Genomic DNA, 22105 nt, shown 5'->3' with positions numbered 1-22105 from the left:
ATGGGTTATTTAGCGAGCCGTGAGTTGTAAAACGAGGTTTCATAGATTCCGGCTTGACGGAAAACATCTTTGCGGTACGCCTCCTGAAACGGCATTAACAGGTGAAATAAAAAAACACATTCAACGCCAGCGAGGAAAATTACGCTGTGATTAATCAGGCTTTCAATAAGCCGCAGGACGAACAGTGATAAAAAAACATGCGCTACAGAGGCGCATGTGAGTTATTACTCCGTTTCGCTATTCGGTAAAGCATAGCTTTGCGCTTTAAGCCGTGCCCTCACTCATCAGGAGGGCACTTTTTTGATGGGGAACGTATCAGAACGATTCCCAGTCAGCCCCATTGCTTGTTGACGTTGCGGGCCGCAGGCTAACCTTGCCGCGAGCCGCTGCGGGTGCGAGTTTCGGCTTCGCGGTTTCTGAGCTCAGCTTGAACACGGAAACCAGTTGAGGTCAACTCTTCCATGCTTGCCGCCGTTTCAACCACCGCAGCAGACTGTTCTTCCGTGCGGGAAGCCAGGTCAATATTGCCTGCCGAAATGTCCGACGAGGCATTCGCCACATGAATTACCGATTCCTTAATTTGGGTGATCATGTCGCGAAGCCTGTCGTTCATCATGCCCATTGCCAGCGTCAGGCGGCCCAGTTCATCGCCTGACTGCGGCTCAATGATGGCGGTCAGGTCACCACCGGCAATACGTTCTGCCAGCGTCAAGTTGTGTTTTATCTGGCGCGTCATCTGCCGGGTAAGCAGCCAGGCGACCAGTAACCCTGTCAGCACGGCGCAAATGGCAACGATGCCCATAATGATCATGACCCGCTGAATAATATCGATATTTTTCTGCGTCTGGCCGGTCACCAAATCGGCAGTAATGGTATTGATTTTTTCTGCGACGCCGGTGAGATCTGTCGCGGCTTTCTGCGATTCCTGCAGAGCATTAATATAGGAGACAACGTTATCCAGCATCCCGTTAAGAAATGCCTGCGCCATCGCTTTGTCTTCCGCATTAAGGCTCAGGTTTTCTGAATGGACGATCTTCGACGCGGCATCGGATTGTGCTTTAAAAACATCTATCCCCTTCTTACCCGTAGATGACTGGATTTCATAAGCGGCTACCCAGATATCATTGAGGTTATTGAGCAACATGATTTCATCTTTTGGCGTATTTTCTTGCTGCTCTAAGCGGGTACTGAATTTTTCCAGCAGGTTTTTCAGATCGGAGGAGGTCAATCCCTGCGCTTTCTCAACAGTCACTTGTTCCAGTTTAACGAACGTGTCGCGGTGGTTGGCATAATCAGGAATCGAGCTGCGCAATTCATCAAACAAAACTCGGGCATCGCTGTCCCAGGTAAAGTCCAGGCCAGTAATGGCTTTTTGATCCATCCTTTCAATGGCGTCTTTATTTCCCCTGCCGGAACATGCCTCAAACTTTTTTCAGCACGCACCATCGACAACATTCATCGTGCCAGCAAGGAGCGAAAAGCAGGCATCCGTGATTTTCGCTCAGCAATTAAAAAGCTCCGCTAATATTTAAGCCTCGCGTTTTTCCGCCCACTTCAGCATTGCATCAAGAGCAGGACACAGCGCTTGCCCCCACTCGGTGAGCCGATATTCCACTTTCGGCGGCACCTGGGGATATACCGTTCGCGACACGATTCCGTCGGCTTCAAGCTGTCGCAATTGCTGCGCCAGCATCTTCTGCGAAATAGCGGGGATCAGTTTTTCGAAATCGGAATAGCGCTGCACCTTTCCGTCGAAGAGATGAAAAAGAATAATTAATTTCCAGCGGCCTTCCAGCAATTGCAGGACTTGTTCCACGCCGCTTGCGGCAGATTCCGGGCTATATAACTTACTCATAATATAGTCACTCACTTTTTCGTGCGTACTTGTTAATTTCACAGTCTATGTTGAAAATTCCCGTACTGTAAATTACGGGAGTATAAAGCCATGCCATTATCACTACCGCACGCTATTTCTACCTATTTCGCCATCAGCAATGGCGCCGATATCGCCAACGTTAAACACTGTTTTACTGCGGACGCCGTTGTGTTCGACGAAGGTAAAACCCATCAGGGACATGCGGCGATCGAGGCGTGGCAACGTGCTGCGCAGGCCGCGTTTGACTACAGCGTTGAGCCGCTTCAAATTCTCACTGACGGCGACCGGGTGACGGTCACGTCGAACGTCGTCGGTAACTTTCCCGGCAGCCCGGTAGTACTGAAGCATACTTTCGGCCTGGTCGGCGACAAGATCAACACGCTGGAGATTGTCTGATGTCGTGGGGTCTTGATTTTCAGGGCACGCGCGTGCTGGTGACGGCGGGTACCAAAGGCGTGGGTAAAGCGGTCGTCGGGCTATTAAAACAGCTGGGCGCCAGGGTGTTAACTACGGCGCGCCACGCTCCTGCGGAATGTCTCGCCGACGTCTTCGTAGCGGCAGACCTGACCACTGTCGAAGGGTGTACCTCAGTAGCGCAAGCCGTTCAGACCCACCTGGGCGGTGTCGACGCCATCATCCATGTGGTGGGCGGTTCTACCGCTCCCGCCGGTGGTTTTGCGGTGCTGGGCGAAGAGGAGTGGCAGCGGGAACTCAACCTTAATCTGTTGCCAGCGGTACGCCTGGATCGTGCACTGTTGCCTGGGATGCTAGCACAGGGTAGCGGCGTGATCATTCACGTCACTTCTATCCAGCGTGAACTGCCGCTACCGGAATCAACCACCGGCTATGCGGCGGCCAAAGCGGCGCTGTCGGCATACAGCAAAAGCCTGTCGAAAGAGGTTTCGCCGAAGGGGGTTCGGGTAGTGCGCGTTGCGCCCGGCTGGATCGAAACCGAAGCGGCGGTGGCGCTGGCGGAGCGACTGGCGCAGCAGGCGGGAACGGATTATGAAGGCGGTAAGCAGATCATCATGAATGCGCTCGGGGGTATTCCGCTGGGGCGTCCGTCAAAGCCCATTGAGGTGGCGAATCTCATCGCCTTTCTCGCCTCATCTCATGCCGCCGCCATCACCGGTACCGAATATGTCATCGATGGCGGCACCATCCCGACGGTGTGACCTGGTATCTCAATTGGCGCATAATTTGCGCCGATTGCGATCGCTCATTTCTGGAAACCGGGTAACAGTCGCCGCCGCTCATTAGCAAGCTTTTAAGATAAGGGATATTTTTTAAACGCTGGCAGCGCTTCACATGATTCAGCAAACGACTGAATGTTTTTAAAATTATCTGCCGCAACAACCCCTGGGATCATGAACTGAATAAATGACCAAACCACCGTACTGGTTACCGCGACCTGGTCAGGACGAGGCGCTATAGCGCGGCCTTCAAGCAGAGTATCCCATTCATGGCATGCGGCGAGCAGTTGCCGGGTAATGCGCTCAACCCACGGCTGATGTTGTTTTTCTTCTGGTCTGAGTTTGTGCTCATAAATATTTTGCACCGCTTTTTCGCAGGCGGCGAGAATAACGCCCAAAATCTGCAGATCTTTTGCCAGAGCGTCAGCATTGTCGGGTAAAAGTTTGTGATTTGCTCCGGACAGCGCCTCAAAATAATCAAGAATGAGCGTTGAATCCATTAACTGCACACCGCTCTCCAGAATGACCGTCGGGGCTTTGACTACCGGGTTAATGCGTGAAAACTCTTCAAATGTGCTAAATACCGAGAGCGGCATACTGTTGAATTCAATGCCATAGAGTTCCAGAGAGATCGCAACACGCCTTACGTAAGGCGAATCCATCATACCAATGAGTTTCATCGTTATTCCTGTTCGTGCTACATCACTGTCGTTAATCGATTACCTGTCAGTATCAGGTGATTCGGCAAAGCAGGCAGGCACACGTTAGCGTAAATCTGCAGGGTCGAATATCATGGATTCCTTACTTCTGGTGTTAGTATTTCTAACATGTCATTCCACTTTCGCAGGATGGAAAGATAAGAATGAAAATTAATCCATTTTAAATCATTAAGTTATTTTATCCCGTCATTAAATCCAGATTTAAAAAATGTTTATAGGGTAGTAACGTTAACGTATTAAACAACGTTAAGAAAAATGCCCTGGTACGACGGGGAACCGGCATTGCTCTGGAGCGTCGTTCTCTGGTTGAAGAGGCTATCTCACGGGGAGAGCTGGTACAAATCACCCCGGTCACCGCGCCTTATCCATGGCACTACTGGCTGGTGATATCTCCGTTGGCAGAAAAAAAGCCGGAAGTCGCTCTTTTTATTGCCTGGCTGGAGGAGGAAATCATCGTCGGGAATAAACAGAGGCAGTCATGATCTCACCGGAGGCTGTGAGCGAGAAACATAAATAACCGCGCTATTCCTGGCACCCTGTACTTCTGGAAATGGGAATACCTTATTGACAGCAGGATGGCTCACCCCTTCTATCGTGGTAGTGATAATAAACGCCACGTTGATACAGCCACTAATTCAAAAATATTAAACATGAACATCATAAAATTCGAACTTTAACGCCAGACATCAATTCCTGTGACTTTCACCCTCTTGCAGCCAGCGCCTTCTCTGGGTTTCCACACTCCTTCGTACCGGCCTTCTCGGGTTTTATGCCGGAAAAACACCAATATTATTGTCTTGACATAGGTTTACGTTCAATTCAGGAATATTAAGTTTTATTTGATAATGATAATATTTATCAGAATCATTACCATAAATTACCAATATTCAGGGTTGACGATGAGACGCACAAAAATTGCCGCAGCAGTGGCCATGCTCATGGCCGGTAAATGCAGTTATGCAGCAGAACAAACAATAACGGTGTCAGGGAACATTCTTGGCGATTCACGCGCAGAAGAAGTGAAAACCTGGGCCGGGAGCCGCACCGTTATCAGCAACGATCAATTGGAAAAAGGGGCTAATCGCACCCTGGATGATGCGTTACAGCGTGTGCCAGGGGTCAAGATTCAGGATGAAACCGGTACAGGCGTACTTCCGCAAATTGCGGTCCGTGGCTTGTACGACAGCCGCAGCGGCCGCGCTCAAATCCTTGAGGACGGTATTCCGCTGGTGCTGGCACCTTACGGTCAGGAAGGAATGTCGCTGTTTCCTGTAACATTTTCGACTATTGATCGCATTGACGTGGTTCGCGGTGGCGCAGCAGTACAATATGGCCCGAATAACGTTGGCGACGTCATCAATCTGATCAGTAAACCCATTCCGCTGAAATGGGAAAATGAGATTGCCGAGCGCGCCACGTTTTACGGTAAGGGACACAATCTTTGGGATACCTATCTGCGCACCGGCGGCATGCTGAATGATGACTTCGGGCTGCAGGTCGAAGCTAACCAGGTGAAAGGTAGCTCGTTCCGTGAGCATAGCGACAGCAAAGTTCAGAACTTCCGCATACGCGGTCTGTGGAACATCAACGAAGACACCACGTTAAATCTCTCCTACCAATACTACGATGCACACGCCGATCTGGCGGGTGCCCTTTCGACCGCAGACTATAATCGCGATCGCCGTCAAAGCACCCGTCCCTGGGATGATTACGACGGTCACACCAAGCGCTATAGCGCAGTCTATAATCAGCAACTCGGTTCACTGGGCTTTATTGATAACGCAGAATTTAACTGGATGTTCTTTGGTCATGAGTCGGATCGTGATTTCCATGTCGGCATGAGTAAAGTCGCCGGGCAAAACTTCAACCCGGCCTTACCTGCCGATATCGTGCAAAACTCGCCGCGAAATTTCAAAGTCTGGGGAACTGAACCGCGTATCAGCATGGATATCAACGGCGATAATGTGAACCAGCAATGGATTGTGGGTGGGCGCTTTGTCAGTGAAAAAATCGATTACCAGGTACGTCAGCGCACCCTGGCAACAGGCGTGACAGCGGTAACACGTGACTGGGACTTTGATAATAATGCCTGGGCAGGTTATATCAGCAATGCCGTCAAACTGTTCAATGACACGCTGACCATTACGCCGGGTATGCGCTATGAGAACATCAGCGAAAAATACACCGATAAAAAAACGGGCCAGCAAACCTCCACGCCGGACACGCAGTGGCTACCCGGCCTGACGGTGGGTTACCAGCTTACATCGCAGTGGTTCCTGTATGCGGACATGCAGAAAAGCCTGCGTCCGGCACAGGCTACGCAAATCGTCAAAGGCGGCGACGTCAGCTCTGAGCTGGCGTGGAACTACGAGAGTGGCGTACGTTACAAACCAACCGAGAATGTCAGCCTTCATGCCGGTCTGTATCGCATTGATTATAAAGATCAGATCTCCTACGACAGTGTATCCGATAGCTATCTCAACATCGGACGCACCCGCCATCAGGGCGTTGAGCTGGAAGGGTTCTGGAGCCCGCAAGCCATTGAAGGCCTCAAATTGCATGCAGGATATGCTTACCTGCAGGCGGAACAGCGTAACGGCGTGAACCGTGGTAAAGAAGTGCCGTATGCCTCGCGCACGCAGCTGACGCTGGATGGAAGCTATGACTGGCGTGAAACCACCTTCTCGCTGGCAGGCTACTACTTCAGTAAATCCTATTCGGATGCAGCGAATACCGTTTCCGAGAACAGCACCGGTTCCGTTGGTCAAATGCCGTCTTACTGGGTATGGAATGCTCAAGTGAGCCGCGATCTGTTTAAGTCAGGCAGTACCGTGCTGAACGGCTATGTCGGAATTAACAATATCTTTAATCGTGACTACTGGTTCCGCGGTATTGATACCAGCCCGTGGGGACGTCAGCCAGCGCCGGGACGTTCAGTCACTGCGGGCGTTAGCCTGAAGTTCTGATAGCCAAAAGAAGCCCGTCACGTTGAACGGGCTTCTTTCATTAAGGCTGGACGTAAAACAACCCGCTGTAAGGAATGCCGACAAAGTCGCGGTATAACGCGGCTAAATCGGCCTGCGGATCGACATCATCAAACTGCTGAGGATGGAAAAGTTTAGCCATGGCTTCCAGTGCTACTACGTTGAAAGGGCTGTCGTAGAATTGGTGATAGATGGCCATTACCTGCTTGCCCTTCGCCACGGGCAATACACTCACCCCTTCTCGCTGCATCAGTTTCTGCAGCTTCGGTAAGGTACTGGCGCGGCTAGCGTCATATCCCAGCGGCACTGCCAGCGAAGCCCCTCCGCGCTGGCTCCAGTCGGCGCCACTCATTAAATAGACGTCGGGGCGCACCGCAATCAACAATTCGGCGCTAATATCGGCTCCCTGAGGGGGGACTTTGTCCGCCATCAGATTACGGCCACCGGCTTCAGGAATGAACTGACCAAAACTGTCGCGACCAAATACGGTACAACAGTTCATGCCCGTCATACCGGCATGGTTTTCAAACACAACGCCAGGCCACGCTTCGCTGGGGATTGTTGCCACACGCTGCCGTGTACGATCCAATAATTGATTCCAACGCTGAATGAAGCGCCCGGCATTCTGCTGTTCGGCTGTCACCTCCCCCAATAGCCGCATACTCATCGGTGTATGGGTTAAGGGTTGCTGGCGAAAATCGATAAACACCACCGGAATACCGCTTTTCTCCAGTAATGCCAGCGTCCCTTCACTTTCGAGCTTCTTCAGGATCCCCGTATCGAAAACAATCAGATCCGGTTTAAGCATCGTGGCTTGTTCAACGTTAAAGCTGCTACGGTAAGGGTTAATAAATACCGGTATGGAAGGCAGTGCTGGATAATGCCGGGTAAAATAACGCCCCATATCCGGTGCCCGGGTTTGCAGTGAATCATCCCATCCGACAATCCCTTTGAGCGCATTGCCGGGATGCAGCAGGCTCATCGGTAACAACATCCGGCTGTCAGCGAGAATGATGCGTGTTGCGGGGGCGTTAAGCGTGACCTGACGACCGGCAAGATCGGTCACCGTAACCGATTGTGCCTGTGCCGCCCACGGCCACACTAAAGCGGTAAATATCATAATAAGCCACTGGCCTTTCATTTTGGCGATTTCCTTACTGAGCTTCCGCTGACTAAACCACACATAAGTGGTTTTAATTTTTTCTGCCATCAACATGGCAACCGCAAACAATCTCTTACAAAATAGTAGATATATATCATAAGTTTAATCAACAATAGCAATCAGACTACTTCGATGTGGCAACTATCACTTAGTGAATTTATTTAACAATCTTGTTTAAATCTTTTGAAAAGCGCGAGTTCATTAGTAATGATAATGTAAATGATAAGCATTACCAACATGGACTAGTTATATGATCTCGCTTGCACTGCCAGCGGAACGCCGCAGGTCCAGCAATGGGCTATTTGGCATCCTGAACTCCGTTCCCCACCCTACTCTTGTTGAGATGATTGCCATTGCCGGGTATGACTTCGTGATACTCGATCTGGAACACCTTCCCCATAACGAAACGCTTCTTAGCCACTGTATTCAACTGGCGCAGCTCAACCATTGCACCCCATTGATACGTCTCACCTGTGACGATATTCCGCGCGCCGGACGCCTGCTCGATATGGGAGCCGGCGGGATTGTGCTATCGCGGGCTGAAAGTGCGGAACAGGTTAACGCCCTGAAAAATGCGATGTTCTTTCCCCCCATTGGAACACGAGGTATCACCGGCGGCAGCGTAACCGGCTTTGGTACTTTGTCCCTTGAGGATTATATCCGTCAGGCCAATGAGAAGTTATGGCTGGTACCCATGATTGAAACGCCGGCCGGCATTGAGGCTATTGACGCCATATTGCTTATCTCGCAGGTCACGATGGTTATGGAAGGTGCGCTTGACCTGGCAATGAGCATGCAACTTGGCCCGCGGCCGACACATCCTGAGGTTGAAGCGCTTATTCGCCAACTGGCTGCACGCTGTGCGGCCGCAGGGAAATCTTTTTGCGCCAACCCCCGTACCGCAGAGCAGCAGCAATACTGGCAACGCCAGGGCGTGGACAGCTGGCTGTGCGGCGAAGATCGCGGATTTTTGTTTCGGGCGCTAAAGCAACGGCTTACTGACGTTCGGTCTCTTTAACCTTTCCTACTCAACACCCAAACAGGTATACACATGTTCAACCAAAAACCCTATGTGATCATCAGTCACGTTGTTAACGCGGCCGTGACAGAAGGTTTTATTCCCGCAGCGCAACGCCTGGGCTATTCGGTGATCCTGCTTACCGATCACGCGATGGCGCATAACAGCAAGGTGGATGACAGCGTTACGGTGATCGAATGCGAAGTATTTAACCCACTGTCGATCCTCGACACGCTCACCGAATGGGGTATCACGCCTGCTGCGCTGTTCTCCAATAGCGATCACTTGCAAACTGCAACCGCTATTGCCGCCACTGCACTTGGTCTGCCCGCCAAGAACTGGCAAATTTGCTACGCCGCGAAAGAGAAGTGGCGCATGCGCCAGCGCCTGAAAGCACTGGGGCAACCTTCAGTATGGTCTTCTCAACTCCTTCCTGATGCATCACCCGCCGCTGACTGGCCGTGGCCCGTGGTGATCAAGCCTGGCCAGGGTGTGGCGTCTATGGATGTGCGGCTTATTGAGGATCTCACGCATTGCCAGCACTATCTTGACTCCCTGCCCGTCCGCCAGACATTGCTGGTTGAAGCGTTCATGCAAGGGCCGCTATTCACGCTGGAAACCCTCGGCGACGGCAATGAACTGGTGGCAATTGGCGGTTTCGATGTCGAACTCTCCGCACCACCGCACTTTGTGGAGATGAGTGCGCGTTGGGCCGGTGAGCATAGCACACGCTGGAAGCAGCAGGCGCTGGCACAGTTGCGTGAGTTTGGCGTGGGGTTTGGCGCGTGCCACAGCGAATTTATCGTTACCGATAATGGCCCCGTATTAGTTGAAATCAATTATCGCAGTATTGGCGATGGCCGCGAATTTCTGCTGGACCGCCTGCTACCGCAGGGGTGGTTCACGCCGATCCTGCGCCTGCATCTTGGCGAACCGCTGCCGCCGGTAAAAGCGGAACAGGGTGAAGCGCTGATCCATTATCTCGTCGCCGATCGCAGTGGCACATTGCAGACCGCGCCTCAACCGCCCAGCGCTCCAGGCCTGCACTACCGCCCGCTCAAATCCACTGGCGATCGCATCGAGCTAACCCACTCAAATAAAGATTACCTCGGCGTGTTGTACCTTGAAGCCAGCGATGACTCGCAGCTAAAACAGCTCACGAACCGCACCCTCGCCGCGCTAAAGTGGGAGATTGTCTGATGAATCAGCATGACTACATTACGCTGCGTATCATAAACGCCTGCCTGCGCGAAAACGTCAGTGGTTTGATAAGCCAGGGGCAGATTACACAGGATTCTCAGCACCAGTGGCTTACCTGGCAGTCGGCCAGTCAGACATTGCGCCTGAAGGTGGATGCCTGTGATTACATGCAGCCATGGCGGGCAGTATCCCCTGAATGGCAGATTAAGACCGCGCAAGGATGGCACTCGCAGTCTGGCTATGCTGACTGGCTGGCGGCGTTAATGCCGGATCAGCAACCGGAAACGCGAGAGCGCTTTGCTACCTATAAAGAGGAAGCCGACAGCGCCGTGGCACAAGGCGAACTCTGTGCCATCGCGTTTACACAACAGCGCGCATCACTGTTACGTTCACCGAAAGAGATGAACTGGGGCGAGCGCCTGCGCCATGCCGATCAACTGGCGAGCTTCCTTGATCATCCTTACTACCCTACGGCGCGCGCTAAATTTGGTTTTAGCGAAGCCGACCTGCGCCAGTACGCGCCTGAGTTTTGTCAGCCGTTTCGTCTGCGCTGGCTGGCTTTACCCCACCAGCAATTGACCCTTACGGCACCGCAAGCCAGACCGGACTGGTGGCCATCGCCGTCACAGGTAGGTCTGGATCCACAACACTTCGCCCGGCATGAATTGATCCCTGTGCATCCTCTTACGTTGAGCCAACTGCATGATCTTCCAGAGGGCACGGTCATCGCGCCTGATGCCTGGCTCGATGTCTACCCCACCTTATCAGTACGTACTGTGCAGTTAGCGGACTACCCGGATCAACATCTCAAAGTGCCACTCAGCATGCGCACACTGGGACAGAAAAACATCCGCCTGATCAAACCCTCGACACTGTATGACGGCCAGTGGTTTGCTGAAGTGCTGACCATGCTGGGTGAACAGGACCGCCTGCTACGCGGCAAATATCGCCATGTCGATGAGCGTTTTTGTGGCCATGTTGCGGAGAATAAACAGTTGGCCTTTCTGTTGCGGCGCTACGCAGCACCACGCACCGGTGAAACGCTGTTACCGGTTGCGTCGCTTGGCAGCAAACTGCCTGACGGTCGCTATTATCTCGCTTCTCTGCTTGAACAACCCGGTATGCCAGACGTCGCGGACTGGTGGCGTGATTACTGCCAGTTGATGGCGGATGTTCACCTGACGCTGTGGTTACGCTACGGCATTGCCCTCGAATCCAATCAGCAGAATGCCGTGCTGAGTCTTACGCCAAATGAATCCCTGACACTGGTGATGAAAGACAACGATGCGGCGCGCATTCTGCCTGAGCGTTTCAAAACCGCCTGCCCGCAACTGGCAGAGCGCCTCGACACACTGCGCGATCCGCGCATTTGTGTGTCTGATGAAACCGCTCTGGCACAGATGTTTATCACCATCACCCTGCAACTCTGCCTGGCGGCGGTACTGGAAAGTCTGACCGCAGGCGCACTGATCGATCGCGAAGCAGGTTATCAAACGTTGCGGCATGCGCTTGAGCAGAGTCTGGCGCGTCTGGAGAGTGAAGGCGTCGATACAGTCTTTGCACGACAGCAGTTGTTTGCCTCCCCCACGCAGCCAGTGAAATACCTTTTGCTGAGCGGCAGTCTGTTAAGCAAACAGGCGTCCGGTGCCGCAGATATCAACAAGTTCTACGGCCAGAGTGGGCCGAATTTCCTGCTGCGGGAAAAACGCTAATGCGCAGTACGTTGCCGGTGGTTCTGGCCTGCCACTTCCTGGCCGCGTTTACCGTACTTGGCGTACCGCTCTATCTGCCACGGCTGCTGGTTTCATTTGGCATCGCTGAACGCAGCCTGTGGGCGGGCGTTCTGTTCAGCCTGCCTTCAGTGATGACAGCGCTCTCTGCCGCGTGGTGGGGACGGTTTGCCGATCGCTACGGGCGGCGGTTGTCGCTGCAACGGGCATTGTGCGGGCTGACATGCGCATTTTTACTGGCCGGCGTATCGCCCTCGTTGCCATGGTTGATCGTCGCACTCGCATTGCAGGGAGTTGCGGGAGGAACCCTGGCTGCGGCGAATGGCTATCTTTCCTCGCATCTGCGCGGTGAACAACTGGCGAAAGCCCTTAACTGGACGCAATCTTCCGCCCGGTTAGCGCTGCTGAGCGCGCCACCGCTAATAGGCGGAGTCCTGATGTGGCTACCCGATATTGGCCAGCGTCTGTGGCTGGGGCTGGCAATATTATCGCTGTGTGGCTTGCTGCTCAGCCTGCGGCTGCCCGCCGATCCAGCCATTGATCCGACATATCGTGCAGTGCAGAACAACGGCATCAAATCCACGTTTCATTATCTGTGGGCGATGCAGTTCCTGTTCAACTTCGCCATGGTGGTGACATTCCCCTACTTCCTGCCCTATGCCGCACATTGGCTCCGTACGGAGGTGCTGATCGGTGTGTTCTATAGCTGGCCACATCTGATCTATCTGCTGCTTTTGCCACTTTGGCACCGCCTGGCAGGACGCAGCCTGTATTTTGTGCCAGGCATGGCGCTGATTGCGGTGGCGGCACTGTGGCACAGCCAGTTAGTCGGGGCGTCATCGCTGCTGGCGGCTCGCACGCTGTTTGGTTGCGGCATGCTGCTGGCTTACAGCGGCGCCAATCAAATGCTGAGCGACACCATTCGCCAACACAGCGCCGGGAAGCAGTTCGGACAGATCGATGCCGCCGGCAAGTGGGCTGGCGTGGCTGCCGGTATTGGTGCGGGCTGGTTGGTTTCGCATGTGTCATTACAGGCTCCTTTCCTGGCTTCAGCGGCGGCGGCTTCAGGCGCCGTCTTACTCTTTGTTATTTCCCCTTTACGAGGATCAGGTTATGTCCGTATCACTCGCCGTTCGTGAAAATCCACTGCTGGCAGTAAAAGTCCCCCCGGAAAGGGAGCAGGCGGAATTTGCCGGGCTGACAGCACTGCTGAACTGCTATATTCGCGAATTTGCCCGCCCGGCGGGACGCGTTAAACAGGTACGCCAGGGCAATATTCCGTTGTCGTTAGCCAGCCGGATGGTCTCGGGCAAAGTGATTTTGCTGCAAATGGGAGAGGATGGCCGCACGTTACTCGCCATCCGGGCTATCCGCTGGAGTTTATTGGATCGCGGCGACTTTATCGGCACCCCGTTTATAAAAGAGTTTGGTCGCCCGTGGCGGGCCGTCCGTTGTAGCGAAGCAATGGCGTTGCTGGTCAATGATATGGTGCGTCAGACCGGACAATTACCCGATGTAGAACTGCTGGATCAGATTGAAAACAGCGTCCAGGTGACGGCCTCTTTTCTGCAGCATCTGCCAAAGCAGGCAAGCGAGCATAGCTACATCCAAAGCGAAGAGCGTCTGCTTTGGGGTCATCCGATGCATCCTAGCCCGAAAAGCCGTCAGGGTGTGACGCCAGAGGCGCTACTGGCTTGCTCGCCCGAAGTCGCCGCACGCTTCCCGCTGTTCTGGTTCCGCATTCATCCCTCGCTGTTACAGGTTCGGGGCAGTGCGCCCGTTACGGCAATGCTGGATAAACTCCATGGCGAGCACTGCTATCCTTGCCATCCATGGGAGGTTCGCCACATCACGCAGTCGCCGCTTTATGCGCGTGCCGTTAGCTGCGGGCTCATCACGCCGCTGGGACTCACAGGCGCAGAATTCGCGGCGACATCGTCGGTGCGTACGTTGTATCGCGCCGATCTGCCCTATTACCTTAAATGCTCCATTCATGTGCGGCTCACCAACTGTGTCCGCAAGAATGCCTGGTATGAACTGGAAAGCGCAGTTGCGCTGAATACGCTACTTGAACACCGTTTTGCGCGTCTGGAAAGCACGGTGCCTGGCTTCCACATCATGCGCGAGCCAGCCGCCAGCAGCCTCGATTTCTCCGCGCTGGCGCAAGCAGACGAAGCCGAAGAGGTGCGCCATTTACAAGAGTGCTTCGGCATTCTTTACCGGGAGAACCTCGCCGATCAACAGCCCTGGCTGGCAGCATCGCTGTTTGCGCTCGACCATCAGGGCCACAGTCCTCTTCACCTGCAAATTCAACAGTTGAGTGCAGCGCAGGGGCTCTCCCTACAGCAGGCGAATGTGCTGTGGCTCGACAAGTATCTGTCGGTACTACTTCCTGGTGTGCTGGACGCGTTCTTCACGGAAGGAATGGTGTTTGAGCCACATCTGCAAAACGTTCTGGTTTCCATTGAAAATCACCTGCCGGCTCAGCTATGGGTACGCGATCTGGAAGGCACAAAACTCACCACCGAGCGCTGGTCAGCCTCCGATTTGGCGATGATGTCCGAACGTGCCAGACAGTCCGTCTGGTACAGCCGTGAACAGGGCTGGCGTCGCGTGGCCTATTGCCTCCTGATCAATCACCTGTCGGAAGTGCTGTTCCGCCTGGCCGATGACGATCAGGTACTGGAACAGCAATTGTGGGATTTACTGGCGGCGCAACTTGGCCGTTGGCGGCATCAGCCGGAAATCGCTGCGATCCTCGAGGGCGGCGCTATCCCGTCAAAAAACAATCTGAAAACCCGCCTGCTACGCAAAGCGGATAAACACGCGGATTACACCCTGCTGCAACATCCGATGAGGAGCGCGCAATGACGCCGAAAGTCAGAGAGGCGCTGCAACAGTTGCAGCAACAGCGCTCAGAGCCGTTTTGCGCTTATGTGTATGATCTCGTTGCACTGCGCCAGCATATCCGCAGCATGCGTCATGCATTGCCAGCGGGTTGTGAACTGTTTTACGCCGCAAAAGCTAATCCTGAAGCCCCCATACTCCGTACATTATGCGAGTACGTCGATGGCTTTGAAGCGGCATCCGGTGGCGAACTCAACTGGTTACGTGAGCAGGTGGCTGGCAAACCGCTGATTTTCGGCGGCCCCGGCAAGCTGCAGAGTGAACTGCACCAGGCGGTGCAGTTCGGCGTGGAAGTTGTACACGTGGAGAGTTTAACCGAGCTGCGTCGTTTACAGGCTATCGCGCTTGAGGAGAATCGAACGGTCTCCGTACTGTTGCGGATGAACATTGCGCTGGAGGGGCTCGGCGGTACGCGTCTGATGATGGGAGGCAAACCGACGCCTTTTGGTCTCGATGAGCATGATCTGCCCGCGGCATTACGCGAAATCGCCCGTTCTCCGCACATCAATCTGCGCGGTTTTCACTTCCATCTGATGTCTCACCAACTGGATGTGGATAACCATCTGGCGTTGATCCGTCTGTATCTGGACAAGGTTCGTACCTGGTGCGATCGCTGGTCGCTGGACATTGACTTGATTAACGTCGGCGGCGGTATCGGTATTAACTACCTTGAACCGCAACATCACTTTGACTGGACGTCTTTTTGCCAGCGCCTGCCAGACGTGACGCAATTCAGCCAGGCGCAAGGCTGGACGCTGCGCTTTGAGTGTGGTCGTTACATTGCCGCAGCCTGCGGCTATTACGTCATGGAAGTGCTGGACATCAAAAAGAATCTCGGCGAATGGTTTGCGATTGGTCGCGGGGGAACGCACCATTTTCGCACCCCTGCAGCGCAAAGCCATAACCACCCGTTCAGCATATTGCGGCGCAAACAAAACGCTGAATGGATAAAAGATGAACGTGTGACGCTGGTTGGGCAACTCTGTACGCCAAAAGATGTGCTGGCGCGCCAGCAGCCCGTTGCCGCGCTGGCGCCGGGTGACTGGCTGGTGTTCAGCCTGGCGGGCGCTTACGCCTGGAACATATCGCACCAGAACTTCCTGATGCATTCTCCACCTGAGTTTATTTGGCTCGAAAACTGAAGAAAACGGTTTACCTTCTGGCACGACAGGCGGCCCTCTGAAAAAGAGTCAGGCCGCCCTTATTTTAGCGATGGCAGTGTTGAGAGGGCGATGATGAACGTTAAGCCTCTTGCTGCAATGCTCCAGCAGCGGGATTGATTTCAGCCAGCAGCCAGCGTTCAAAATCCTCTAACGCCGCTTCATTCATTCCGGTTTCCGTCGGTTTGATTAAACAGAATGTTTTGCTCAGGCTTGCGGATTCCGGCCAGGGGGAAACAAGCAGACCGCGCCTCAATTCATTTTCGATATACATGCGCGGCACCAGCGCCACGCCTTGTCCCGCCATAACGGCTGCGATGGCCATTTCATGCAGGTCGTAGCGCACCCCCAGCCCTGGATTATCCAGGTTGATGTTACTTTCGCGGGCATAGCGATGCCACGCGTCCGGATTCTGCCGTCGGTGAATCCGCGGAAGCACGTTTAACTGTTCATCAACGTCACCTTGCGATAACAACGCAGGGTGGCACACCGGAACCAGCGTTTCCTGAAACAGAAACTGCATGCGCATGCCGGTCCATGCGGGATGTTCAAAATGGATCACGGCGTCAAAGCCACTTCCGCTCAGAATAAAAGGGTCGGTACTGGCCGCAATATTTACCGTTATGTCCGGATGCAATGACCTGAAGCCGCCCAGGCGCGGGATCAGCCAGCGGCTGGAAAAGGTCGGCAGCACGGCAATATCCAGGCTCTTATTCCCCTCTGGCAAACCCATGATGTATTGGGTATCCCTTTCGAGCCGCGCCAGCGTTTCGTGGACATGACGCGCATAGCGTGCGCCAGCGGGGTTAAGCTTTACGCGGCTTCCCGTGCGGTCAAACAGTTTGCAGTTCAGCAACGATTCAAGGCGGGCAATCTGACGACTAATAGCTCCTTCCGTCAGGGATAGCTCCTCTGCAGCCCGGGCAAAGCTGCCGTGCCTTGCGGCGGCATCAAAAGCCTGCAGGGAAGTGCTACTGGGTATTTTTCTGCGCATAAAGGGCCTTCCTCTGTGCTGGTGACGCCACTCAGTGAGTTAATATCACTGAACAATGAAATATTATCGATTTCCAGGCCGGTATAGACCTTATAGCATGATCAAAAGTCATTAAGCACTTCGCTGCTTTGAATCTCCAGCCCCGTCCCCGTACGCCAAAAACTCATCCTGAGGTATTTATGCACCCTCTCACTTTTCCATCACGCCAGATTGGCGATTTTCAGGTCACGGCGGTGAGTGACGGCAATATGTCCGCCAGCCTAGAGCTACTGTCAGGTATTGCCACAGAGGATGCTGCCTTCATTCAGCATCGCGCCGGAATCGCTGAACCCGGTAATATCCATATCAACGGCTATCTCATTCGCGGGCGGGGGCGAACCATTCTGGTTGACGCCGGTACAGGAGGGCTGAACAACGCGGGCGGGCAGCTCAAAGCCAACCTCGCCGCCCTCGGCATCAGCCACAACGACGTAGACACCGTGTTAGTAACGCACTGCCATCCGGACCATATTGGCGGCCTGCTTGATGCGGAAAAACAACCGGTCTTTCAACATGCAGAACTTCTTCTGCATCATCGCGAAGCGGACTACTGGCGGGATGATGAAAAACGAAAAATAGCCAGCGAACGCGGCCAGCGTAATTTCTTGCTGGCGCGCCAGACGCTGGAGGCTTATGCACGGAACGTCCGTTTTTTTAGCGAGGGCAACATAACAGAAGGCATTTCTGCGGTATCGCTGCCGGGCCACACGCCAGGGCATAGCGGGTTTCGCATTGATGCGGAGGAAAAAAGCTTACTTATCTGGGGAGATATCGTCCATTACCCGCATATTCAGACGGCACAACCGGCGGTGAGCATTTTGTTTGATGCCGATCCCGCGTTGGCCGAAGAGACCCGCAAAAAAATTCTGGCGCAAGCCGTCCGGGAAAAACTGCTTATTGCGGGCATGCACCTGGGGCAGGCTGGGTTTGCGACCGTTTCCCGCGCCGGTACGGGATACCGCCTTTCCTGCTCTGAGGATTCCGTTCAGCTTTAATCGCATGGCGCAGGAGCAATCTCCTGCACCATGCGGCGAATGCCGGGTAGGAAATCCCCCGCATGCTCTTCGTTCAGCGTCATCAGTAAGAGAAGGGTGAATGCTGCTGCGCCTCTTTCAGCCACAGTTCGGCATCTTCACCCGCGGCAGTGTATAGCGGCGCATCTGGATTCTGAGCAACGGCGAAAATGGCATTCGCGACATCATCAGCATGCGTCACGGGTGAGTTGCTGTCGCCCACGCTCTGGATAAACTCCTTTACCATTTGCCCGTAGGCGGGATCGTCCATCCCGGCAAAATGCGCGCGCGCATTCTCGCCAAACTTCGTTTCCGGGGAGCGCCCCGGTAACACGATATGAACACGAATACCGAAAGGCCTGACTTCAATGGACAAGGACTCGCTCCATGCATTCAACGCCGCTTTACTGGCGCGATAAAGGCCAATCAGCGGCATCGCTCTGGTCGTCACGGATGAAGAAACATTGATAATGACGCCTGATTTTGCCTCTCTCATCAGCGGCAGAAATGCCTGCGTTAAGGACAATGTCCCCAGGACATTGGTGTTCATTAATTGCTGCGCGGTGGCAAAAGAGGTGAGTTCGACCGGTACAGGCGCGCCAAACCCTGCATTATTCACCAGCACATCAATCGCGCCAGCCTCTTTCACTACATGGCTGATACTCTGCGCGGAAGTGATATCGAGCGGCAAAATCGTCAGCTTGTCGCTTTCCGGCAAACAGGTCGGGTCAGGCGTTCTCATCGTGGCAATCACGTCCCAGCCGTGGTGTAAAAAAAGTTTTGCGGCGGCAAGGCCAAAGCCTGAAGAACAACCGGTAATCAGTACAGTAGGCATATTTGATCCTCTTTCATGGCAAGAGCGGTGATCATAGCCGCCGCTATCCGGACAATATATAATCAAAAGTCCCGCAAACTTTAGAGAGCGTCCAATGTCAGATCCGTTGACCGATATCGTTGCCCTGCTCAATCCCAAACCTTCGCATGCAAAACTCGTTGAGGGGCGCGGAGAGTGGCGTATTGTTCGGGAATCTGGCGGAGAGGCCTTTTACTGCGCCGTGCTGGAAGGCGAATGCTTGATCAATGTGAACGGGCAAGGCCCAAAGTTACTGGTTGCCGGTGATTTTATTCTGATACCCGCCGCTTACTCTTTCGAGAACACCAACGCGGGCAGACCCAGCCCAACTGAAATCACGATGCCAACAATGATCAGCGAAGGGCATGTGAGAATTGGCGCAGCAAGCGGGCCCGCCGATCTGGTCATGCATGTCGGCCATTGTGAATTCGATACCCCGGATAAACAACTCATCGTCTCTTTACTGCCAAACGAGATCCTGATTAAAGGACAACGACGTTTCGTCACCTTGCTTGAACTTCTGCGTGAGGAAAGCCGGGCCAGACGCCCCGGGCGTGACGTGGTGTTAATGCATCTTTTACAGCTGCTGTTAGTAGAATCGTTACGCAGTAATCCTGAACTGCCGAAAGCGGCGGGCATCCTGAAGGGGCTGCAACATGAAAAGATCGCTGTCGCGCTGCATCTCATACATGAAAAACCGGGCAATGAGTGGCAAATCGCGCAGCTCGCCCGTCACGCCGCGATGTCCCGCTCCGCTTTTTTCGCCGCGTTCAATGAGACTGTCGGCATGCCGCCAGGGCAATATCTTCTCTTCTGGCGCATGTCGTTAGCGAAAAAAGCGCTGGTGAGCAGCACAGAGAAAATCGAGCAGATTGCCTTTCACATCGGATATCAGTCAGCGAGCGCCTTTAACGTGGCCTTCACGCAATACGTGGGCGTTCCACCGGGCGTTTTCAGGCGTCAGAATGGAGCCTCTCAAACGCATGCGCCTGCGTTGAACGAGGAGCCGACATTCACGCTGAAAGGCGTTATGTAGCTCACCCGCCGTCAGGTCAAAATTCACCGGGTGTTGCGCCCATCACTGAACGAAAGGCAGCGGAAAACGCAGCAGGAGATGAAAAGCCGAGTTGATAGGCAATCTGTTTAACGGGCACGTTATCAGAGAGCAGATCCAGCGAGGCGTATATCCTGGCTCGCTGTTTCCATGTCCTGAAGCTGAATCCTGTGTCACGTAAAAACTGGCGCGAAAAAGTCCGTTCCGACATGTTAGCAATGTCAGCCATGTCAATGAGAGAGGCTTCCCAGCGATGGCTGATCATCAGCTCCCTTGCTGCGCGGAGTAAACGCTCATCACGCGGCATGGGAAGTTCTGCGCCTTCGGAAGGTGACTCGCTGAGAATGTCCAGCAGCAAAAGCGCCATTTTTCGCTTTATCGAACCGTTATGTTCAGCGGTAAAAAGGCCATTTATTAACGCCTTCACCAGCGGAGTCGCGTTAATGATATGAACCTGGTTGTTCCTGCTGAAGTTTGTACACTCTGCAATAAGGCTGCGGCTGACGTAAACCGCACGTAATTCCGTACAGGACAGAATGCTGTAAGAGTGAATCATCAACGGTGGGATCCAGAGGGCGCGCTGCGGGGGAATAACCCACTGTCTGTCAGCGGTTTCAACCAGCATAACGCCTTTGGTAGCAAACAATAACTGCCCTTCCAGATGGTAATGAGGCAGATCCACCTCCCCCCGCCGGTAAGAAATTGCCGTTACCGACCACCCCGTCGCTTCATCATGTCTTGGCGCTTTATCAATGCTTACTGGCATTTCAGATGAGAACCCCTTGTTTACCATGATTCGGCTGACGTTACCCGGGCGACCATTTCGGCGGGGTAACGTGCGCTTAATTAGTTTGTGACAAGCATTACAGGAGCATACGCCTATGCGAGTACATTTTATTGTGCATGAAAGTTTCGAAGCGCCCGGCGCTTACGAAAGCTGGGCCACAAGTCGCGGCCATGAGGTAACCTTTTCCCGTGTTTATGCGGGCCAAAAACTCCCCGAAGATGCACGGGACATCGATCTGCTGATCATCATGGGCGGCCCGCAGGATCCTTCCGTCACCGTGGAGGAGTGCGCTCATTTTGATGCCAAAGCTGAGCAGGCTCTTATTGCCTCCGCGGTGTGTGCAGGTAAAGCCATCATCGGTGTCTGCCTGGGCGCTCAACTGATCGGCGAAGCATTGGGTGCCCCCTTTGCTCACAGTCCGGAAAAAGAGATAGGTAAGTTTCCCATTTTTATGACCGACAAGGGTGCGATGAGCGAAATGTTCTCTCACTTCGGCAATACGCTTGACGTTGGTCACTGGCATAACGATATGCCGGGGCTGACGCCGGAGGCGGAAATTATCGCCTGGAGCGAAGGATGCCCACGCCAGATAGTGGCTTATTCTGAACGGGTTTACGGGTTTCAGTGCCACATGGAACTGACACCGGAGGTGGTCGAACTATTAATTGCCCATTCCGAAAAGGAGTTGCATCGGGCCGCAGACTTTCGTTTTGTCCAGTCACCCGACGAATTACGGGCGAATGATTACCGTGAAATGAACAGAATGTTATTCACTTTTCTCGACAAACTTGCATCACGCTACTGCCAGTGAAAGCTCTTACTTCATTAGCCTTAATTAAGTTGAGTTGAGAAAAAGCCCCCGGCTAAGACAGCAGTCGGTGGCTTTTCACGAGATAACCGACAAATTTACAGACCCAGCGCCGACAGACCCGGATGATCATCCGGACGACGTCCCAGCGGCCAGTGGAACTTGCGTTCGCTTTCTTTAATCGGCATGTCATTGATACACGCGTAGCGGTGATGCATCAGCCCATCTTCACCAAATTCCCAGTTTTCGTTGCCGTAAGAACGGAACCAGTTACCGGAGTCATCGCGCCACTCATAAGCGTACCGCACAGCGATGCGGTCACCATCGAACGCCCACAACTCCTTGATAAGACGGTATTCCAGCTCTTTTTTCCACTTACGTTCGAGGAAGGCTTTAGCTTCTTCACGATTATTGGCGAACTCGGCGCGGTTACGCCATTTGGTATCCAGTGAGTACGCCAGGGATACTTTTTCGGCATCGCGGCTGTTCCAGCCATCTTCAGCGAGCCGGACTTTCTCAATCGCCGACTCACGAGTGAAAGGGGGAAGTGGTGGGCGAACTTGTGTATCAGGCATGGTGAAGCCTCCTGTAAAAATGGATTTATCAGT

Annotated in this window: 20 protein-coding genes and 1 pseudogene; 13 read left to right on the top strand and 8 right to left on the bottom strand. The window is 53.6% G+C overall.

The features are described from left to right. Positions 1-367 precede the first annotated feature (367 nt). Positions 368-1381 carry a methyl-accepting chemotaxis protein gene (locus C0557_RS01975; RefSeq protein WP_253073775.1) on the bottom strand — a complete coding sequence of 338 codons (1014 nt, stop codon included), beginning with the start codon at positions 1379-1381 and terminating at the stop codon, positions 368-370. 147 nt (positions 1382-1528) lie between these two features. Then, entirely contained in the window at positions 1529-1855 is a 327-nt protein-coding gene (locus tag C0557_RS01970) for a helix-turn-helix domain-containing protein (RefSeq protein ID WP_208657308.1), read from the bottom strand. 90 nt (positions 1856-1945) lie between these two features. On the opposite strand from C0557_RS01970, the gene C0557_RS01965 reads away from it, so the two are divergent. Together C0557_RS01965 and C0557_RS01960 are read left to right on the top strand one after the other, a co-directional pair. Next, positions 1946-2272: a nuclear transport factor 2 family protein gene (locus tag C0557_RS01965; RefSeq protein ID WP_208657307.1), complete on the top strand. Its 327-nt coding sequence runs from the start codon at positions 1946-1948 to the stop codon at positions 2270-2272. Continuing rightward, complete coding sequence (locus tag C0557_RS01960; RefSeq protein ID WP_208657306.1) at positions 2272-3051, top strand: SDR family oxidoreductase; 780 nt, start codon at positions 2272-2274, stop codon at positions 3049-3051. Before C0557_RS01965 ends, C0557_RS01960 begins: the two co-directional genes overlap by 1 nt. 92 nt (positions 3052-3143) lie before the next feature. Here the strand turns inward: C0557_RS01960 and C0557_RS01955 are convergent, their stop codons facing one another. Further along, positions 3144-3749, bottom strand: a complete 606-nt coding sequence (locus C0557_RS01955; RefSeq protein ID WP_208657305.1) for a glutathione S-transferase family protein — start codon at positions 3747-3749, stop codon at positions 3144-3146. Between the two features lie 302 nt (positions 3750-4051). Here C0557_RS01955 and C0557_RS01950 point away from each other — a divergent pair. Beyond that, positions 4052-4270, top strand: a pseudogene (locus C0557_RS01950) (LysR substrate-binding domain-containing protein); the annotation flags it as partial. Between the two features lie 417 nt (positions 4271-4687). Then, complete coding sequence (locus C0557_RS01945; RefSeq protein ID WP_253073774.1) at positions 4688-6754, top strand: TonB-dependent siderophore receptor; 2067 nt, start codon at positions 4688-4690, stop codon at positions 6752-6754. Between the two features lie 40 nt (positions 6755-6794). Here the strand turns inward: C0557_RS01945 and C0557_RS01940 are convergent, their stop codons facing one another. Next, entirely contained in the window at positions 6795-7913 is a 1119-nt protein-coding gene (locus C0557_RS01940) for an ABC transporter substrate-binding protein (protein ID WP_371813258.1), read from the bottom strand. 271 nt (positions 7914-8184) lie between these two features. Between C0557_RS01940 and C0557_RS01935 the strand changes: the two genes are divergently transcribed. From C0557_RS01935 to C0557_RS01910, 6 genes are read left to right on the top strand one after another with little or no spacing between them, the layout of a single operon-like run. Next, entirely contained in the window at positions 8185-8952 is a 768-nt protein-coding gene (locus C0557_RS01935; protein WP_208657303.1) for an HpcH/HpaI aldolase/citrate lyase family protein, read from the top strand. Between the two features lie 33 nt (positions 8953-8985). After that, positions 8986-10152 (top strand): siderophore biosynthesis protein PvsA, encoded by a 1167-nt coding sequence (locus tag C0557_RS01930; RefSeq protein WP_208657302.1) that lies wholly within the window; start codon positions 8986-8988, stop codon positions 10150-10152. Beyond that, positions 10152-11864, top strand: a complete 1713-nt coding sequence (locus tag C0557_RS01925) for an IucA/IucC family protein (RefSeq protein ID WP_208657301.1) — start codon at positions 10152-10154, stop codon at positions 11862-11864. Before C0557_RS01930 ends, C0557_RS01925 begins: the two co-directional genes overlap by 1 nt. Beyond that, positions 11864-13021 carry an MFS transporter gene (locus C0557_RS01920; protein WP_208657300.1) on the top strand — a complete coding sequence of 386 codons (1158 nt, stop codon included), beginning with the start codon at positions 11864-11866 and terminating at the stop codon, positions 13019-13021. Before C0557_RS01925 ends, C0557_RS01920 begins: the two co-directional genes overlap by 1 nt. After that, complete coding sequence (locus C0557_RS01915; RefSeq protein WP_208657299.1) at positions 12996-14753, top strand: IucA/IucC family siderophore biosynthesis protein; 1758 nt, start codon at positions 12996-12998, stop codon at positions 14751-14753. The genes C0557_RS01920 and C0557_RS01915 overlap by 26 nt, the downstream gene beginning before the upstream one ends. After that, positions 14750-15931 carry a type III PLP-dependent enzyme gene (locus C0557_RS01910; protein WP_208657298.1) on the top strand — a complete coding sequence of 394 codons (1182 nt, stop codon included), beginning with the start codon at positions 14750-14752 and terminating at the stop codon, positions 15929-15931. The genes C0557_RS01915 and C0557_RS01910 overlap by 4 nt, the downstream gene beginning before the upstream one ends. Positions 15932-16031: 100 nt before the next feature. Here C0557_RS01910 and C0557_RS01905 read toward each other — a convergent pair whose 3' ends face one another. Further along, positions 16032-16943 (bottom strand): LysR substrate-binding domain-containing protein, encoded by a 912-nt coding sequence (locus tag C0557_RS01905; RefSeq protein WP_208657297.1) that lies wholly within the window; start codon positions 16941-16943, stop codon positions 16032-16034. A gap of 179 nt (positions 16944-17122) precedes the next feature. On the opposite strand from C0557_RS01905, the gene C0557_RS01900 reads away from it, so the two are divergent. Further along, on the top strand, positions 17123-17977 hold the full coding sequence (locus tag C0557_RS01900) for an MBL fold metallo-hydrolase (RefSeq protein ID WP_208657296.1): 855 nt from the start codon (positions 17123-17125) through the stop codon (positions 17975-17977). An 82-nt stretch (positions 17978-18059) separates the two neighbouring features. On the opposite strand, the gene C0557_RS01895 is transcribed toward C0557_RS01900, so the two are convergent. After that, positions 18060-18830, bottom strand: a complete 771-nt coding sequence (locus C0557_RS01895; RefSeq protein ID WP_208657295.1) for an SDR family oxidoreductase — start codon at positions 18828-18830, stop codon at positions 18060-18062. A 94-nt stretch (positions 18831-18924) separates the two neighbouring features. Between C0557_RS01895 and C0557_RS01890 the strand changes: the two genes are divergently transcribed. Further along, positions 18925-19884 (top strand): AraC family transcriptional regulator, encoded by a 960-nt coding sequence (locus C0557_RS01890; protein WP_208657294.1) that lies wholly within the window; start codon positions 18925-18927, stop codon positions 19882-19884. Positions 19885-19900: 16 nt separating this feature from the next. On the opposite strand, the gene C0557_RS01885 is transcribed toward C0557_RS01890, so the two are convergent. Next, positions 19901-20668: a helix-turn-helix domain-containing protein gene (locus C0557_RS01885; protein WP_208657293.1), complete on the bottom strand. Its 768-nt coding sequence runs from the start codon at positions 20666-20668 to the stop codon at positions 19901-19903. 115 nt (positions 20669-20783) lie between these two features. Here C0557_RS01885 and C0557_RS01880 point away from each other — a divergent pair, with 115 nt between their 5' ends. After that, positions 20784-21500, top strand: a complete 717-nt coding sequence (locus C0557_RS01880; RefSeq protein WP_208657292.1) for a type 1 glutamine amidotransferase — start codon at positions 20784-20786, stop codon at positions 21498-21500. A 95-nt stretch (positions 21501-21595) separates the two neighbouring features. Here C0557_RS01880 and C0557_RS01875 read toward each other — a convergent pair whose 3' ends face one another. Then, on the bottom strand, positions 21596-22072 hold the full coding sequence (locus C0557_RS01875) for a nuclear transport factor 2 family protein (RefSeq protein ID WP_208657291.1): 477 nt from the start codon (positions 22070-22072) through the stop codon (positions 21596-21598). Between the last annotated feature and the right edge of the window lie 33 nt (positions 22073-22105).

This window comes from Kosakonia sp. MUSA4 (assembly GCF_013085925.1).
Lineage (GTDB): Bacteria > Pseudomonadota > Gammaproteobacteria > Enterobacterales > Enterobacteriaceae > Kosakonia > Kosakonia sacchari_B.
This window is presented reverse-complemented; position numbering and strand designations above follow the sequence as displayed.

Coding starts and splice junctions, on each gene's coding strand:
- C0557_RS01975 (WP_253073775.1), bottom strand. CDS start 1,381: ATGGATCAAAAAGCCATTACTGGCCTGGACTTTACCTGGGACAGCGAT.
- C0557_RS01970 (WP_208657308.1), bottom strand. CDS start 1,855: ATGAGTAAGTTATATAGCCCGGAATCTGCCGCAAGCGGCGTGGAACAA.
- C0557_RS01965 (WP_208657307.1), top strand. CDS start 1,946: ATGCCATTATCACTACCGCACGCTATTTCTACCTATTTCGCCATCAGC.
- C0557_RS01960 (WP_208657306.1), top strand. CDS start 2,272: ATGTCGTGGGGTCTTGATTTTCAGGGCACGCGCGTGCTGGTGACGGCG.
- C0557_RS01955 (WP_208657305.1), bottom strand. CDS start 3,749: ATGAAACTCATTGGTATGATGGATTCGCCTTACGTAAGGCGTGTTGCG.
- C0557_RS01945 (WP_253073774.1), top strand. CDS start 4,688: ATGAGACGCACAAAAATTGCCGCAGCAGTGGCCATGCTCATGGCCGGT.
- C0557_RS01940 (WP_371813258.1), bottom strand. CDS start 7,913: ATGAAAGGCCAGTGGCTTATTATGATATTTACCGCTTTAGTGTGGCCG.
- C0557_RS01935 (WP_208657303.1), top strand. CDS start 8,185: ATGATCTCGCTTGCACTGCCAGCGGAACGCCGCAGGTCCAGCAATGGG.
- C0557_RS01930 (WP_208657302.1), top strand. CDS start 8,986: ATGTTCAACCAAAAACCCTATGTGATCATCAGTCACGTTGTTAACGCG.
- C0557_RS01925 (WP_208657301.1), top strand. CDS start 10,152: ATGAATCAGCATGACTACATTACGCTGCGTATCATAAACGCCTGCCTG.
- C0557_RS01920 (WP_208657300.1), top strand. CDS start 11,864: ATGCGCAGTACGTTGCCGGTGGTTCTGGCCTGCCACTTCCTGGCCGCG.
- C0557_RS01915 (WP_208657299.1), top strand. CDS start 12,996: ATGTCCGTATCACTCGCCGTTCGTGAAAATCCACTGCTGGCAGTAAAA.
- C0557_RS01910 (WP_208657298.1), top strand. CDS start 14,750: ATGACGCCGAAAGTCAGAGAGGCGCTGCAACAGTTGCAGCAACAGCGC.
- C0557_RS01905 (WP_208657297.1), bottom strand. CDS start 16,943: ATGCGCAGAAAAATACCCAGTAGCACTTCCCTGCAGGCTTTTGATGCC.
- C0557_RS01900 (WP_208657296.1), top strand. CDS start 17,123: ATGCACCCTCTCACTTTTCCATCACGCCAGATTGGCGATTTTCAGGTC.
- C0557_RS01895 (WP_208657295.1), bottom strand. CDS start 18,830: ATGCCTACTGTACTGATTACCGGTTGTTCTTCAGGCTTTGGCCTTGCC.
- C0557_RS01890 (WP_208657294.1), top strand. CDS start 18,925: ATGTCAGATCCGTTGACCGATATCGTTGCCCTGCTCAATCCCAAACCT.
- C0557_RS01885 (WP_208657293.1), bottom strand. CDS start 20,668: ATGCCAGTAAGCATTGATAAAGCGCCAAGACATGATGAAGCGACGGGG.
- C0557_RS01880 (WP_208657292.1), top strand. CDS start 20,784: ATGCGAGTACATTTTATTGTGCATGAAAGTTTCGAAGCGCCCGGCGCT.
- C0557_RS01875 (WP_208657291.1), bottom strand. CDS start 22,072: ATGCCTGATACACAAGTTCGCCCACCACTTCCCCCTTTCACTCGTGAG.